Raw genomic sequence first — 14,823 nt, forward strand, 5'->3', positions numbered from 1 at the left:
GCCGGGGTACTACGGCTGTTCGAGTGAAGTTTGATCAAATTGCGGTCTCACGCAATCTCAGTAGGGCCAGAGCCAGCGTGAGCCGGAACCGGCCCGCCGGTCCGTGCACGGAAAAGCCCAGCGCCGTCTCGGCCCGTGCCAGCCTGGCCGCCGCCGAGCTGTGGTGGCGGTGTACCAGCGCGGCCGCCTTGCGCACCGAGTCGGTGCTGACCACCCCCGCCAGCAGGGCGAGCGTGTCCGCACCGCCCGGCTCGGTCGCCAACCGCCGCAGCGCCAGCACGTCGGGCACCGAGGACAGTTCGGGCTCGCCGAGCGCGTCGGCCAGCACCGCCAGCCCGCCCAGGTCCTCCCAGCGCACGACCTCGCTCTGCCCCGGCACCGCGAACCGGGCGGCGGTGCGGGCCGCCCGCCACGAGCGCGGGGCCTCGATGGCCGTCACCCGCGGACCGACCCCGACCGCGATGCCCTGGGGCGCCTGCCAGTCCTCGGCGACCAGCACGGCCAGCGCCGAACCCAGCGGGGCCTGCGGCTCGGGGCCCGGCCAGTGCCCGCCCGGCACGGCCAGCACCCGGATCGGCGCGTCCAGGTCGATGCCCAGCAGGTGCAGGGCCCGTGACCGCTCCGCCTCACCCGCCGAGGCGCTGACCGAAAGTTCAGTCAGCGCGGGATCGCCCAGCTCGGGCAGCCGGTGCCGGTTCTGCTCCAACAACAGACCGGCCGCGATGGCCAGCCGCTCCAGGATGAGCGGATCGAGCGCCGTGGCAGCCCCGTCGCGCTCCAGCCAGACCCGTCCGCCCCCGGTGAGCCCGGCACCCGCGGTCGGCCTCGGCGGCCCCGGCAGCGGCACCCCGTCCGCGTCCGCGCGCACCCGCACCCCGATGGCGGGCACGTGCAGCCCGACCGGGCACTCGGTCAGCCGCGCCGTGCTGGCGACGAGCCGGTCCAGGCTCGCCCGCTGCTCGATCAGCGCGTCGAAGAAGCCGATCACCCGCACGGCGCTCGCCGCGTCGGCGTCCAGCTCGGACAGTCGCAGCACCAAGCCCTCCACGGCGACCAGGTTAGCCACGTGGCGGGTGCGGGCCGGTCCATTCGCGCCGCCTGTCGGCTGGGCCGGGGTCGGCCCGCGCCGGATCATGATCGGCATGAGCTACGCGATCGACCCCGAACTGACCCCCTGGCTGGCGATGCTGCCGCAGGGCACGACCTTCGACGACCCGGCCAAGGCCAGGGCGGGCATGCACGAGATGCGCGCGCACCTGCCGGCGTACACCCCACCGGTGCCGATGACCGTCGAGGACGTGCTCGTGCCGGGCAGCCCGGACGTCCCGGTGCGGGTCTACCGCCCGACCGGTCTGAGCGGCCCGCTGCCCGCGCTGGTCAACATCCACGGCGGCGGCTTCGTGCTCGGCGACCTGGACACCGAGCACCCCAACGCGCTGCAACTGTCCGCCGAACTCGGGGTGGTCCTCGTGTCGGTGGACTACCGGCTCGCCCCGGAGAACCCGTTCCCCGCCGGGCTGGAGGACTGCTACACCGCGCTGGAGTGGGTCGCCGCCAAGGCCGCAGAGCTGGACGTGGACCCGGCGCGGATCGCCGTGGCCGGGGAGAGCGCGGGCGGGGGACTGGCCGCCGCGCTGGCCCTGCTGGCCCGGGACCGGGGCGGGCCCGCGCTGTGCTTCCAGTACCTGGGCATCCCCGAGCTGGACGACCGGCTGGCGACCCCGTCGATGACCCAGTTCACCGACACCCCGGTGTGGCACCGGCCCAACGCCGAGCTGAGCTGGCGGTACTACCTCGGCGGGCAGCCCGCCACCCAGTACGCGGCACCGGCCCGCGCCGAGGACCTGACCGGCCTGCCCCCGGCCTACGTGTCGGCCTGCGAGTTCGACCCGCTGCGCGACGAGGGCCTGGTCTACGCCCACCGGCTGATCCAGGCCGGGGTGCCGACCGAGGTCCACCACTTCCCGGGGACCTTCCACGGCAGCGGCATGGTCCGTGCCGCCGCGGTGAGCAAGCGCATGGTCGCCGAAAAGCTCGACTCACTCCGCCGCGCCCTACACCCCTGAGTCCCGGCCTGGGGAAACCCGCGCGTGTCGGCGTTTCCGGTACCGCGTGTCGGCGCTTGCGGTACGGCGAGTTCGCACTTGCGGTACGGGCTCCCGCGATCTGGGAAACCGCGCGCCAAGCGCCGACACACCGCACACGAAGCGCCGACACGCGCGGCACGGGGTGGTCGCGCGCTGGGACTCGCCGAGTCAGGCCTGGTCGCGGAAGGCGGCGAGGAGTTGGTCGGCGGCGAGGGTGGCGGTCAGCTCGCCCTCGCGCACGGCCCGTTCCAGTTCGGGCGCCAGCGCGCGGACGGCGGGGTTGCCGTGCAGCTGGGACAGCAACTGGTCGTGCACCATGGACCAGGTCCAGTCCACCTGCTGCTTGCGCCGCCGCGCGTCCAGCTCCCCGCTGTCCTGCAACACGGCGCGGTGCTGCTCCACGGTCTCCCAGATCGTGTCCAGACCGACGTTGGTCAGCCCGCTGCACGTCACGACCTTCGGCGCCCACGAGGAGGTGTTCCCGGTGTGCAGCAAGCGAAGCGCACCGCTCAGCTCGCGGGCGGCCTTGCGCGCGTCGGGCTCGTGCGGGCCGTCCGCCTTGTTCACCGCCACCAGGTCGGCCAGCTCCAGCACGCCCTTCTTGATGCCCTGCAACTGGTCCCCGGTGCGGGCCAGCGCGAGCAGCAGGAAGCAGTCCACCATGTTGGCGACCGTGATCTCCGACTGCCCGACGCCGACCGTCTCGATCAGCACCACGTCGTAGCCGGCGGCCTCCACCAGCACCACCGTCTCCCGCGTGGCGCGGGCGACCCCGCCGAGCGTGCCGGAGGTCGGCGAGGGCCGCACGAAGGCGTTGTCGTCCACGGCCAACCGCGCCATGCGGGTCTTGTCGCCGAGGATGCTGCCCCCGGTACGGCTGGACGAGGGGTCGACCGCGAGCACGGCGACCCGGTGTCCGGCGCCGGTCAGGTTGGTGCCCAGCGCCTCGATGAACGTGGACTTGCCCGCGCCGGGCACACCGGTGATGCCGACCCGGTGCGCGCCGCCCGCGTGCGGCAGCAGTTCGACCAGCAACTGCTGGGCCAGCTCGCGGTGGTCGGGGCGGGTCGACTCCACCAGGGTGATCGCCCTGGCCAGCATGGTGCGCGAACCGTCGAGCACTCCCTTGGCGTACTCGCGGACGTCGATGGGCCTGCGCGCCATCAGCTCGCGTGGTCCAGCTGGGTGCCGAGCTGCTCCAACAGGTCCAGCGCGGCCTCGGCGATGACCGTGCCCGGCGGGAAGATCGCCGCGGCCCCCGCCTCGCGCAGCGCGGGGAAGTCCGCGGGCGGGATCACGCCGCCCACCACGATCATGATGTCCGCGCGGTCCAGCTCGTCCAGTTCGGTACGCAGCGCGGGCACCAGCGTGAGGTGACCGGCCGCCAGCGAGGACACGCCGACGATGTGCACGTCGGCCTCGATCGCCTGGCGGGCCACCTCGGCCGGGGTCTGGAACAGCGGGCCCACGTCCACGTCGAAGCCCAGGTCGGCGAAGGCCGTGGCGATCACCTTCTGGCCGCGGTCGTGCCCGTCCTGGCCCATCTTGGCGACCAGGATGCGCGGGCGGCGGCCCTCCTCCTGCTCGAAGTGGGCGACCCGCTCCTGCACGGCGGCGACGTTGCCGGTCTTGCCTGCCTCGTCGCGGTACACACCGGAGATGGTACGGATCTGGCTGGCGTGCCGCCCGTAGACCTTCTCCAGCGCGTCGGAGATCTCGCCGACGGTGGCCTTGGCGCGGGCGGCGTTCACGGCCAGCTCCAACAGGTTGCCCCCGCCGCCGGCCGCCTCGGTCAGCGCGCGCAGTGCGTCCTGTGTGGACTGTTCGTCGCGCTCCTCGCGCAGCCTGCGCAGCTTGTCCAGCTGCTGGGCGCGCACCCCGGCGTTGTCCACCTTGAGGACCTCGATCTGCTCGTCCTCCTCGACCCGGTACTTGTTCACCCCGATCACCGGCTGACGGCCCGAGTCGATGCGTGCCTGGGTGCGGGCCGCTGCCTCCTCCACGCGCAGCTTGGGGATGCCCGCGTCGATGGCCTTGGCCATGCCACCGGCCTGCTCGACCTCGGTGATGTGCGCCCAGGCCCGCCGCGCCAGGTCGTAGGTCAGCCGCTCCACGAAGGCGCTGCCGCCCCACGGGTCGATCACCCGCGTGGTGCCGGATTCCTGTTGCAGCAACAACTGCGTGTTGCGCGCGATGCGGGCGGAGAAGTCGGTGGGCAGGGCAAGTGCCTCGTCCAGCGCGTTGGTGTGCAGGGACTGGGTGTGCCCCTGGGTGGCGGCCATGGCCTCCACGCAGGTGCGGGCCACGTTGTTGAACACGTCCTGCGCGGTCAGCGACCAGCCGGAGGTCTGCGAGTGCGTGCGCAGGGACAGCGACTTGGGGTTCTTCGGGTCGAAACCCTTGACCAGCTTGGCCCACAGCAGGCGGGCCGCGCGCAGCTTGGCCACCTCCATGAAGAAGTTCATGCCGATGGCCCAGAAGAACGACAGCCTCGGCGCGAAGGTGTCCACGCTCAGCCCGGCGCCGATGCCCGCCCGCAGGTACTCCACCCCGTCGGCCAGGGTGTAGGCCAGCTCCAGGTCGGCGGTGGCCCCGGCCTCCTGGATGTGGTAGCCGGAGATGGAGATCGAGTTGTACTTCGGCATCCGCTGCGAGGTGAACGCGAAGATGTCGGAGATGATCCGCATCGAGGGCTGCGGCGGGTAGATGTAGGTGTTGCGGACCATGAACTCCTTGAGGATGTCGTTCTGGATGGTCCCGGCCAGCTGCTCCGGGGCCACCCCCTGCTCCTCGGCGGCCACGATGTACAGCGCCAGCACCGGCAGCACCGCGCCGTTCATGGTCATCGACACGCTCATCCGGTCCAGCGGGATGCCGTCGAACAGCTGGCGCATGTCGTAGATCGAGTCGATGGCCACCCCGGCCATGCCCACGTCGCCGGAGACCCTCGGGTGGTCGCTGTCGTAGCCGCGGTGGGTGGCCAGGTCGAAGGCCACCGACAGGCCCTTCTGCCCGGCGGCCAGGTTGCGCCGGTAGAAGGCGTTGGACTCCTCGGCGGTGGAGAAGCCCGCGTACTGGCGGATGGTCCACGGCTGGTTGACGTACATCGTCGGGTACGGGCCGCGCAGGTACGGGGCGATGCCCGGGTAGGTGCCCAGGAAGTCCACGCCGGCCAGGTCCTCGGCGGTGTAGAGCGGCTTGACCCCGATGCCCTCGGGCGCCTCCCACACCAGCGCGTCGCTGTCCTTGCCGGTGGCGGCCAGCACGGCCTTGCGCCAGTCGTCCGGGCCGCCCTGGACCTCCGGCTCGCCCAGGGGCACGTCGGCGAAACTCGGGATCATCGGGAAACCCCCAACTCGCGGTAGGTGTCGGTCAGGGTCCGCAGCGCGTCGCACCCGGCGAACACGAAGCCGTCGGCGCCCACCTCGGCCCAGGCCTTGGGGCTGCCCGCGAGCAGCACCCTGCGCGCGCCCGCAGCCTTGAGCGCGGCGATGGTCTCGGCGGCGCGCTCGGCGTAGACCTTGTCCGCCGAGCACAGGCAGGCGATGGTGGCCCCGCTGGCGGTGAACGCCGCGACCACCTCCTCGGCCCCGGCCGTGGCGCCCGCGGCGGGGGTCTCGATGCCGCCCGCGTTGAACAGGTTGGCGGTGAAGGTGGACCGTCCGGTGTGGACGGCCACCGGCCCCAGCGTCGCGAGGAACAACTGGGGGCGGTGGCCGGTCTCGGCCAGTACCGCGTCGGAGCGGTCCCGGAGCTCCTCGAAGTCCTGGGCGTAGCGCAGCACCGGCAGGCCGCCGCCGGGCGCCTGCGGGACCGGCTTGCGCTGCACGGGTTTCTCCGCAAGGTGGGGGAACTCGCTGACCCCGGTGATGGCGTCGCGGCGGTGCGCGATGTTGTCGCGGCGGCGCTGCCAGGTGGCCGCGAGCCGGTCGGCGACCAGCCCACTGGACTGCGCCGCGGCCAGACCGCCGGCGCGTTCGATCTCCTGGAACCAGCTCCACGCGGTGCGGGCCAGCTGCTCGGTCAGGCTCTCCACGTACCAGGAGCCGCCCGCGGGGTCGATGACCTGCGCCAGGTGCGACTCCTCCAGCAGCAGCGCCTGGGTGTTGCGCGCGATGCGCCGGGCGAAGCCGTCGGGCAGGCCGATCGCCGCGTCGAAGGGCAGCACGGTCACCGCGTCGGCCCCACCGGTGCCCGCGGCGAAGCAGGCCAGGGTGGTGCGCAGCATGTTCACCCACGGGTCGCGGCGGGTCAGCATCGCCGAGGAGGTCACCGCGTGCTGGTGCTGCGCGCGGTGCGCGGGGGAGGCGCCCGCGACCTGGCTGACCCGGTCCCACAGCCGCCGCGCCGCACGCAGCTTGGCGATGGTCAGGAACTGGTCGGCGGTGGCCGCGTAGCGGAACTCGACCAGGCGGCAGGCGGTGTCCACGTCCAGCCCGGCCTCGGTCAGCGCGCGCAGGTAGGCGGTACCGGCCGCGATGGAGCAGCCCAGTTCCTCCGCGTCGCTGCCGCCCGCGTCGTGGTAGGGCAGCGCGTCGGCGACCAGCGCCCGCAGCTTGGGGTGGCTGCGCGCGCAGTCCGCCGCCAGCCGCACGGCCTGGTCCAGGTCCAGGGCCGAGCCGGTGCGGGCCTGCCAGCCCAGCGGGTCCAGCCCCAGGTTGCCGGTGGCCTCGCTCGGGGTGACCTCGTTGTCCCGCAACAGTTCCAGGTACGCCCTGGTGGACTCGGCGAACTGCGCGCCGGGTTCGAGCACGACCCCGGCCAGCTCCAGGTACACGCCGTTGAGGGCGTCACCGAGGCTCGCGACGGGCAGCCCGGACTCGCCGGTGACCAGCCACACCGAGGCCGCACCGTGCTCCAGGTCGGCGAGTACCTCGCGGTTGGTCACCGCGGGGTCGGGGTCGGCGTGCCGCTGGCGCACGTCCCACCCGGACAGGGCGGAGCCCGCGGGCTGGCTGCCCCGCACGAACGGCGCCAGGCCGGGTAGCCCGGCGGGCGGCACGGGGTCCTCGGCCGTGTAGAGCGGCTGGATGGCGATGCCCTCGTAGGTGGTGGTCGCCAGCAGGTCCTCTGCCCTCGGGTGCCCGTCCTCGCCGAGTGCGCCGGACTTGCGCAGCACAGCCTCCACCGAGCGTCGCCACTGCTCGCGCTCGACCGCCGGGAATTCCCCGGCCAGCGTGAGGTGTTCTGGCTGTTGCGGCACCTGCGTTGTCATGCTGTTCGCACTCCCGACGGCGATGTCATGACGCCCGATGGTAAGCGAGACCAGGGCGTTCCATAGGTGTGACCCTGCTCGCTCCGGACCTCGCTGAATCGTTACCATTCCGTCTGGGCGGCCATTGGCCAACCCCTAATTCCCCTACATTCCCGCCGATCCGGCATCTCGAAACCCCCGTTCCGGCCCTTTCCTCACCCGAACGGTTGATGGGACCCTGCTCAGGTCGTGCTGATCTTGGTGACGGAGGCGCAGAGGGTGGCGGCGAGGGTCGGTTTGGCGCCGAGGATCGCACGCAGCCGGTTGCTGCTGGTGTTCGTACTGGTCGTGGTGGCGGCCAGACTGGTCCAGGTGCAGGTGGTGGACGCGGCCACGCTCTCGCAGGCCGCGCAGAAGCAGCGGGCCACCCCGATGACGGTGTTCGCCCAGCGCGGGCAGATCACCGACCGGGACGGCCACCCGCTGGCCTACACCCGTGAGGCCAGAACCCTGTCGATGAACCCGCGCCAGCTGCGCGCCGACTGGCAGGCCGACCCCGAGGGGCTGGCCGCGCTGGGACTGGGCCGCACGTATGAGGAGTACACGCAGCGGCTCGCCGACTACGTGCACCAGATGGTCGGCGGGGAGGGGCTGCTGGGCGCCGTGCGCGCCGAGCTCGGCTACCAGGTACTGGCCGAGACCGCCGACCCCGGCAGCGCGATCCTGATCGCCAAGCGCTACCCGGTGGTGCGGGCGGAACCGCGCCTGGAGCGGGTCTACCCCAACGGGCGGCTGGCCGCCGGGGTGGTGGGCACCGCGATCTGGCAGTCCGGGGCCATGCACGGGCTGTCCGGGATCGAGACGGCCTGGGACAACCAGTTGCGCGGGTCGGATGGCAAGCGGGTGGTCGACACCGCCTCCGGCAGCGACTCGCTGGAACTGCCCGGTACCGACCGGGACGACAAGGTCGCGGTGCCCGGCTCGGGCCTGCGGCTCACCCTGGACACCGACGTGCAGTTCCAGGCCGAGCAGGCGGCGGCCGCCGGGGTGGTGGTGCTGGACGCGCGCTCGGCCGAGGTCTACGCGCTGACCGGCGGGCTCACCGCGATCGAGCCGGGACCGGTGCTGGGCGTGGTGCCGACCGCGGGCGCCGTGGAGTACGGCACGGTCACCTCGGACCGGATGGCGGAGCTGGTCGACCACTTCGGTGCCGGTCAGCACACCGGGATCGGGCTGCCCGGTGAGCAGGCCGGTGCGGTGCTGCCGCGTGAGCAGTGGTCGGCGGCGACCGCGGGGCAGGTGGCCAGGGGCAGTGGGCTGACCACCACGCTGGTGCAGCTTGCCGGGATGTACCAGGCGATCGCCAACGACGGAATCCGCGTGCCGCCGAGGGTGGTGGCCGCCGAGACCACCCCGGACGGCTCGGCGGTGGCCCAGCCCCGGCCCGACGGGGTGCGGGCGGTCAGCCCGGACACGGCGCGGGCGACCCGGGACCAGCTGCGGTTACCTGTCCTGACTGGATTTTCGGTCAGCGGCCTGGCCGGGGCCTGTGGGGCGGGCAGGCACTGCGGTGTCGCGGTGCTGCCCGCCGACCACCCGAGGTTCGTGCTGGCCGTGCAGAGCGAGGGGGACCCGATCGCGGTGCTGCACCAGCTCGCGGGCTACCTCGTGGAGCGCTTCGGCATCCCGATGACCTGACGGTCAGGCGGTGCGCAGCCACGCCGTCGTGTCCGGCGGCAGTTGGCCCTCACGCAGGGCACCGCTGGTCAGCAGGACCTCCTCGTGTGCCGGTAGGGCGATGCTGGCCTCGGAGAGGTTCACCACGCAGGTGAACGTCTCGTCGCGGGTGAAGGCCAGCACCCCGGCGGCCGAGTCCAGCCAGCGCAGGGACCCGTCGCCCAGCGCGGGCAGCGCGCGCCGCAGGGCCAGCGCGCCCCGGTACAGGCTGAGCACCGACTCGGAGTCGCCGACCTGCGCGGCCACCGTCAGCCCGGACCAGTTCCCCGGTTGCGGCAACCAGGTCCGCGCCGAGGTGCCGAACTCGTAGGGCGGTTGCGTGCCGCCCCAGGGGATCGGCACCCGGCAGCCGTCCCGGCCGGGGTCGCGGCCCTGGGTCCTGGCGAACACCGGGTCCTGGCGCACCTCGTCGGGCAGGTCCTCCACCTCGGGCAGACCCAGTTCCTCGCCCTGGTACACGTAGACCCCGCCGGGCAGGGCCATGGTCAGCAGCGCGGCGGCCCGGGCCCGCCGCAGGCCCAGCACCGGGTCGGTGGGCGCACCCTGTTGCCGGTCGGCGAACTCGAAGGAGGTGTCCGCGCGGCCGTACCGCGTCACGTGCCTGGTCACGTCGTGGTTGGACAGCACCCAGGTCGCGGGCGCACCAACCAGTGCGTGTGCGTCCATTGTGGAATTGATCACCGCGCGCAGCCGGTCGGCCCGCCAGGGACAGGCCAGGAAGTCGAAGTTGAACGCCGAGTGCAGCTCGTCGGGGCGCAGGTAGCGGGCGAAGCGCTCGGGGTCGGGCAGCCACATCTCACCGACGAACACGCGCGGGTCCTGGTAGCTGTCGGCGATCCGCCGCCAGTCGCGGTAGATCTCGTGCACCCCGTCCATATCGGAGAAGGGCAGCTGCCCCTCGGTGCGGCCGTGCACGTCGGGCAGCAGCGGGTCCTTGACCAGCCCGTCGGCCACGTCGATGCGGAACCCGTCCACGCCCCGGTCGAACCAGAAGCGCAGCACGTCCTCGAACTCCGCGCGCACCTCGGCGTTGCGCCAGTTCAGGTCCGGCTGCTCGGGGCTGTACAGGTGCAGGTACCACTCGCCGTCGGGCACCCGGCTCCAGGCCGGTCCGCCGAAGCGGGACTGCCAGTCGTTGGGCGGCCGCTGGCTGGCCGGGCGGAACCAGAACTTGTCCCGCTGCGGGGAACCCGGCCCGGCGGCCACCGCCTCGGCGAACCAGCGGTGCGCGTCCGAGCAGTGGTTCGGCACGATGTCGATGATCACGCGCAGCCCCAGGGCGTGCGCCTCCTCGATGAACTTCTCCGCCTCGGCCAGCGTGCCGAACGCGGGCTCGATGTCCCGGTAGTCCGAGACGTCGTAGCCGGAGTCGGCCATCGGCGAGGGATACCAGGGGTTGAGCCAGATCGCGTCGACCCCCAGTTCCGCGATGTGCGGCAACCGGGCCCGAAGCCCGGCGAGGTCCCCGGTGCCGTCCCCGTTGCCGTCGGCGAAACTGCGCACGTAGACCTGGTAGATCGCGGCTCCGCGCCACCACTGTTCGGACACGCCTCGTCCCTCCCCAGGGCGTTCAGCCCTTGACGCCGCCGGCGGTCAGGCCGGCCAGGATGTTGCGCTGGAAGATCAGGAAAACCGCGATCGTCGGCAGGCTGGCCAGCACCAGCCCGGCCAGCAGCAGGTTGATCGGGGTGTCCGGGGCGAAGCGCTGCAACGCCACGCTCAGCGTCTGCTTCGCCGGATCCGGGAACACCAGCAGTGGCCAGATGAAGTCCTTCCACGCGGCCACCACGGAGGTGATGGAGACCACGCCCAGCACCGGCCGGGACAGCGGCAGCACCACGCGCCACAGCGTGGTCACCGGCCCAGCACCGTCCAGTGTGGACGCTTCGAGCAGCTCGTTCGGTATCTGGTCGAAGAACCGTTTGAGCAGGTAGATGTTGACCGCGTTCGCCGCCGCGGGCAGCCAGATCGCCAACGGGTTGTTGACCAGATTCACGTGCAGCAGCGGCACATCGGTGATCGTCAGGTAGGTCGGCACCAGCACCGCCGAGGCGGGCAGCATCAACGTGGCCAGCATCAGCCCCAGCACCACGTTGCCCCACTTGGGCCGCAGCTTGGACAGGGCGTACGCGGCGGGCACGTCGAAGGCCAGCTGCACCAGCCAGGCCCCGGCGACCACCAGCACGGTGTTGAGGAAGTACCGGCCCAGGTCCATGAAGTCCCAGGCCTGGGTGAAGGTCCGCACGCCGAACTGCCCGGGCAGGACCGGCGGCGGCACGTGTGCCAGCTCGGCCGGGGACTTCATGGCCCCGAGGAACAGCCACAGCAGCGGGAACACGAACCCGACGGTGAACACGACCGCCACGAGGCCGAACACCAGCCAGTACAAGGACTTGCCGCGCCTGCTGTGCAGCTGCGAGGTGGAGACCAGCGTCCTCATGACTCCGCCCTGCGCGTGGCTCGCATGTACAGGAAGGAGAAGACGCCCAGCACCGCGAACAGCAGCAGGCTCAGCGCGCTGGCCGTGCCGAAGTCGTTGTACACGAAGGCGTACTTGTAGAGCAGCAGCAACACGGTCACCGTCGAGTCCTCGGGGCCGCCGCCGGTCATGACGTACGGCTCGGTGAACACCTGCATCGTGGCCACGATCTGGAGCAGCAGCATCACCAGCAGGGCGAACCGGGTCCGCGGCACGGTGACGTGCCACAGCCGCCGCCACAGCCCGGCCCCGTCCAGCTCCGCGGCCTCGTACAGGTCACCGGGAATGGTCTGCAACGCGGCCAGGTAGATCAGGGTGGCCGAGCCCATGTTGGCCCAGGTGGACACCAGCACCAGCGAGATCATCGCGGTGCCCGAGGAGTCCAGCCAGCTCAGCCCCGGCAGCCCGACCGCGTGCAGCGCGGTGTTGAACAGGCCGGGACCCGGGTCGTAGAACCACTTCCACAGCAGCGCGACGACCACGGGCGGCAGCATCACCGGGAGGTAGACGACCAGGCGGAAGTACGCCCTGCCGTGCCGGAGTTCGTTGAGCAGCACCGCGACGGCGAAGGGCAGGGCGAAGCCGAACACCAGGGCGAGCCCGGTGAACAGCGCCGTGTTGCGCCAGGCCGTCCAGAACAGCGGGTCGGCCAGCAGCCGCCGGAAGTTCTCCAGGCCCACCCAGTCCGGCGCGGTCACGAAGTTGACCTGCTGGAAGCTGAGCAGCACGCCCCGCACGATCGGGTACCAGGAGAAGACCGCGAAGCACACCAGCGCGGCGCACAACATCCCGTACGCGGTCAGGTTCTCGGTGATCCTGCGCCGCAGCGCCGCGGTGCTCACCGGATGGTCGCCAGCACGGAGTTGACCTTCTGCTCGGCGTCGGCGAGCAGCTTGGCGGCGTCGGCGTCGCGGTCGGTCAGCACCGCCTGCATGACCCCGTCGAGAACCGTGTAGACCTGCTGGGCGTTGGGCGGTTCCAGGTGGCCCTTGAGGCTGCTCGCCCCGTCCACGTAGGGCTGGAAGTTCTTCAGCGGCACGGTGGCGTACTTGGCCTTGACCTGCTCCTGCTGGGTGCGCGCCGCCCCGGTCCAGATGTCGGGCACCGGCGGCACCGGCAGGCCGATCGGCTGCGCCTGTTCCTTGTAGCTGGCCAGCTTGGCGTCGATGCGCTCGGGGTTGAGGTACTTCCACTGCAACCAGGTCAGCGCGGCCTTGATCTTGGCGGGGGTGGCCTTGGGATTGATCATGTACCCCTCACCGCCGATCAGCGTGCCCTTACCGCCGGGCATCGGAGCGAGGCCGTAGGTGGCGTAGTCGCCCTTGAACAGGTTGACCACCGTGGGCACGTTGTCCGGGGCCGCCAGGTACATGCCCAACTGCCCGCCGCCCATCAGCCGCTGCACGTCCTCGATTTGCAGCAACTGCTTGCTGCCCATGGTGTTGTCGGTCCAGCGCATGTCGTGCAGGGTTCGCAGTGCGGCCTTGCCCTTGTCGTTGTTGAAGTCGGCCTTCCAGGTGGCGCCGTCCTTGCGGGCGACCTGGCCGCCCTCGGAGTACAGCCAGCTGGTCAGGTGCCAGCCGCCCTGGTTGTTGGCGCTGTAGTCGGCGTAGCCGACCACGCCGTTGCCCAGCGCGCTGATCTTCTTGGCGTCCTCGCGGACCTCGTCCCAGGTCTTCGGAGGCTGGTTGGGGTTCAGCCCCGCCTTGGTGAACAGGTCCCGGTTGTAGAGCAGGCCCATCGTGTAGTTGGCCGTGGGCAGCCCGTAGAGCCTGCCCTTGTCGTCCCGGTACACGTCGAGCAGTTGTGGTTGCAGCTCCGAGACGTGCGGCACGTCCTTGACGTAGTCGGTGATGTCGGCGGCCTGGTGCCTGGCGATCAGCTGCGCCGGGTCGGTGAAGTAGGTGTAGAACACGTCCTCCAGCTGGCCGCCGGCCAGCTTGGCGGAGAACGTCTTCGGGTCCATGAAGCCCTCGTGCGTCTCCAGCCTGATGTTCGGGTGCGACTTCTGGAACTCGGCCACGTCGGCGTCGAAGTTCTTGCGCTCGAACGCCTGGGTCTGCGGGGGCTGGCCGTTGATCGAGATCGTCACGGTGCCGCCCGCGGCCCCGTCATCGGACGAGCCGCGGCAGGCGGCCAGGCTGAGGCCGAGCGCGGCCACCAGCACCGAGGACCCGGCGACTGTCAAGGACTTCGTTCTCATGGGCGCTCTCCGACTGCGAGGGTGGAGTGTGGCGCACACCATAAACACGACGAACGAATTGCCGCAAGATGTCGACGGGATTTCGCAACTTTTCGACTAGAGGCGGGAAGCGGGCGCCGTGGACCCGCGCACCACCAGCTCCGGCTCGAACAGCAGCTCCTCGGTGGAGGCCGGTCCGCCGTCGATCTGGCTCACCAGCAGGTCGACCGCCGCGCGGCCCATCGCCTCGATGGGCTGACGCACCGTGGTCAGCGGCGGGTCGGTGCAGTTCATGAAGGCCGAGTCGTCGAAGCCGACCACCGACACGTCCTCGGGCACGCGCAGCCCGGCCCTGCGCACCGCGCGGATGGCGCCAAGCGCCAGCGGGTCGCTCGCGCAGACGATGCCGGTGATCTCGTTGCGCAGCAGCCTGGTCGCCGCGGCCTGCCCGCCCTCCAGGGAGAACATCACGTGCTCCACGGCGTGCTCGGGCACCACCACCCCGGCCCGCGCCGCCCCGGTCAGGAACGCGGCGAGCTTGCGCTGGGAGGGCACGTGGTCGTGCGGGCCCAGCACCATGCCCACCCGCTCGTGGCCCAGCGAGAGCAGGTGGCCCAGCGCCTGCTCGGCGGCCACCGCGTCGTCGCAGGAGACCTTGGGGAAGCGCAGGTCGGACACGGCGGCGTTGACCAGCACCGCGGGCAGCCCGCGCTCGGTCAGCCGCCGGTAGTGCTCGTGCGAGGCGTCGGCCTGGGCGAACAGGCCGCCCGCGAACACCACCCCGGACACGTGCTGTTGCAGCAGCAGTTCCACGTAGTCGGCCTCGCTGACCCCGCCCGCGGTCCTGGTGCACAGCACCGGGGTGAAACCGCGCTGGGCCAGCCCGTTGCCCACCACGTCGGCGAAGGCCGGGAAGATCGGGTTCTGCAGCTCGGGCAGCACCAGGCCGACCAGCCGGGAGCGCTGGCCGCGCAACTGGGTGGGCCGCTCGTAGCCCAGCACGTCCAGCGCGGTCAGCACGGCGGCCCTGGTCGCGTCGGACACGCCGGGCTTGCCGTTGAGCACGCGGCTCACGGTGGCCTCGCTCACGCCGACCTTCTGGGCGACTTCGGCAAGTCGTCGGGTCATGGCCGCAAGCATACGA

11 protein-coding genes are annotated in these 14,823 nt (G+C 71.7%); 2 read left to right on the forward strand and 9 right to left on the reverse strand.

Annotation, left to right across the window (positions count from 1 at the left end):
• Positions 1-34: 34 nt before the first annotated feature.
• Positions 35-1,144 carry a helix-turn-helix domain-containing protein gene (locus KALB_RS14140; RefSeq protein WP_236650256.1) on the reverse strand — a complete coding sequence of 370 codons (1,110 nt, stop codon included), beginning with the start codon at positions 1,142-1,144 and terminating at the stop codon, positions 35-37.
• On the opposite strand from KALB_RS14140, the gene KALB_RS14145 reads away from it, so the two are divergent.
• Complete coding sequence (locus tag KALB_RS14145; RefSeq protein ID WP_025356369.1) at positions 1,143-2,066, forward strand: alpha/beta hydrolase; 924 nt, start codon at positions 1,143-1,145, stop codon at positions 2,064-2,066. The two genes, KALB_RS14140 and KALB_RS14145, sit on opposite strands and share 2 nt — an antisense overlap.
• A 189-nt stretch (positions 2,067-2,255) precedes the next feature.
• On the opposite strand, the gene meaB is transcribed toward KALB_RS14145, so the two are convergent.
• From meaB to mutA, 3 genes are read right to left on the reverse strand one after another with little or no spacing between them, the layout of a single operon-like run.
• Entirely contained in the window at positions 2,256-3,251 is a 996-nt protein-coding gene (gene meaB, locus KALB_RS14150; RefSeq protein WP_025356370.1) for a methylmalonyl Co-A mutase-associated GTPase MeaB, read from the reverse strand.
• Positions 3,251-5,428 carry a methylmalonyl-CoA mutase gene (gene scpA / locus KALB_RS14155; RefSeq protein ID WP_025356371.1) on the reverse strand — a complete coding sequence of 726 codons (2,178 nt, stop codon included), beginning with the start codon at positions 5,426-5,428 and terminating at the stop codon, positions 3,251-3,253. Before scpA ends, meaB begins: the two co-directional genes overlap by 1 nt.
• A complete protein-coding gene (mutA, locus tag KALB_RS14160; RefSeq protein ID WP_025356372.1) occupies positions 5,425-7,302 on the reverse strand; it encodes a methylmalonyl-CoA mutase small subunit in 1,878 nt (625 codons plus the stop codon). The genes scpA and mutA overlap by 4 nt, the downstream gene beginning before the upstream one ends.
• Before the next feature lie 240 nt (positions 7,303-7,542).
• Here mutA and KALB_RS14165 point away from each other — a divergent pair, with 240 nt between their 5' ends.
• Positions 7,543-8,979, forward strand: coding sequence for a penicillin-binding transpeptidase domain-containing protein (locus tag KALB_RS14165; RefSeq protein ID WP_148309465.1), 1,437 nt, complete (start codon positions 7,543-7,545; stop codon positions 8,977-8,979).
• A gap of 3 nt (positions 8,980-8,982) precedes the next feature.
• Here KALB_RS14165 and KALB_RS14170 read toward each other — a convergent pair whose 3' ends face one another.
• The 5 genes from KALB_RS14170 to KALB_RS14190 all read right to left on the reverse strand — a co-directional run bounded on the left by KALB_RS14170 (position 8,983) and on the right by KALB_RS14190 (position 14,807).
• On the reverse strand, positions 8,983-10,566 hold the full coding sequence (locus KALB_RS14170; protein WP_025356374.1) for a glycoside hydrolase family 13 protein: 1,584 nt from the start codon (positions 10,564-10,566) through the stop codon (positions 8,983-8,985).
• Between the two features lie 22 nt (positions 10,567-10,588).
• Positions 10,589-11,458 (reverse strand): carbohydrate ABC transporter permease, encoded by an 870-nt coding sequence (locus KALB_RS14175; RefSeq protein ID WP_025356375.1) that lies wholly within the window; start codon positions 11,456-11,458, stop codon positions 10,589-10,591.
• Entirely contained in the window at positions 11,455-12,339 is an 885-nt protein-coding gene (locus KALB_RS14180; RefSeq protein WP_025356376.1) for a carbohydrate ABC transporter permease, read from the reverse strand. Before KALB_RS14180 ends, KALB_RS14175 begins: the two co-directional genes overlap by 4 nt.
• Entirely contained in the window at positions 12,336-13,700 is a 1,365-nt protein-coding gene (locus KALB_RS14185) for an ABC transporter substrate-binding protein (protein ID WP_025356377.1), read from the reverse strand. Before KALB_RS14185 ends, KALB_RS14180 begins: the two co-directional genes overlap by 4 nt.
• A gap of 96 nt (positions 13,701-13,796) precedes the next feature.
• Entirely contained in the window at positions 13,797-14,807 is a 1,011-nt protein-coding gene (locus tag KALB_RS14190; protein WP_025356378.1) for a LacI family DNA-binding transcriptional regulator, read from the reverse strand.
• Between the last annotated feature and the right edge of the window lie 16 nt (positions 14,808-14,823).

It is taken from the genome of Kutzneria viridogrisea DSM 43870 (genome assembly GCF_000525635.1).
Classification (GTDB): Bacteria; Actinomycetota; Actinomycetes; order Mycobacteriales; family Pseudonocardiaceae; genus Kutzneria; species Kutzneria viridogrisea.

What these genes read in the sequence shown, in the direction of transcription:
- KALB_RS14145 (WP_025356369.1), top strand. Translation starts at nt 1,143, where the DNA reads ATGAGCTACGCGATCGACCCCGAACTGACCCCCTGGCTGGCGATGCTG.
- KALB_RS14140 (WP_236650256.1), bottom strand. Translation starts at nt 1,144, where the DNA reads ATGCCGATCATGATCCGGCGCGGGCCGACCCCGGCCCAGCCGACAGGC.
- meaB (WP_025356370.1), bottom strand. Translation starts at nt 3,251, where the DNA reads ATGGCGCGCAGGCCCATCGACGTCCGCGAGTACGCCAAGGGAGTGCTC.
- scpA (WP_025356371.1), bottom strand. Translation starts at nt 5,428, where the DNA reads ATGATCCCGAGTTTCGCCGACGTGCCCCTGGGCGAGCCGGAGGTCCAG.
- mutA (WP_025356372.1), bottom strand. Translation starts at nt 7,302, where the DNA reads ATGACAACGCAGGTGCCGCAACAGCCAGAACACCTCACGCTGGCCGGG.
- KALB_RS14175 (WP_025356375.1), bottom strand. Translation starts at nt 11,458, where the DNA reads ATGAGGACGCTGGTCTCCACCTCGCAGCTGCACAGCAGGCGCGGCAAG.
- KALB_RS14185 (WP_025356377.1), bottom strand. Translation starts at nt 13,700, where the DNA reads ATGAGAACGAAGTCCTTGACAGTCGCCGGGTCCTCGGTGCTGGTGGCC.
- KALB_RS14190 (WP_025356378.1), bottom strand. Translation starts at nt 14,807, where the DNA reads ATGACCCGACGACTTGCCGAAGTCGCCCAGAAGGTCGGCGTGAGCGAG.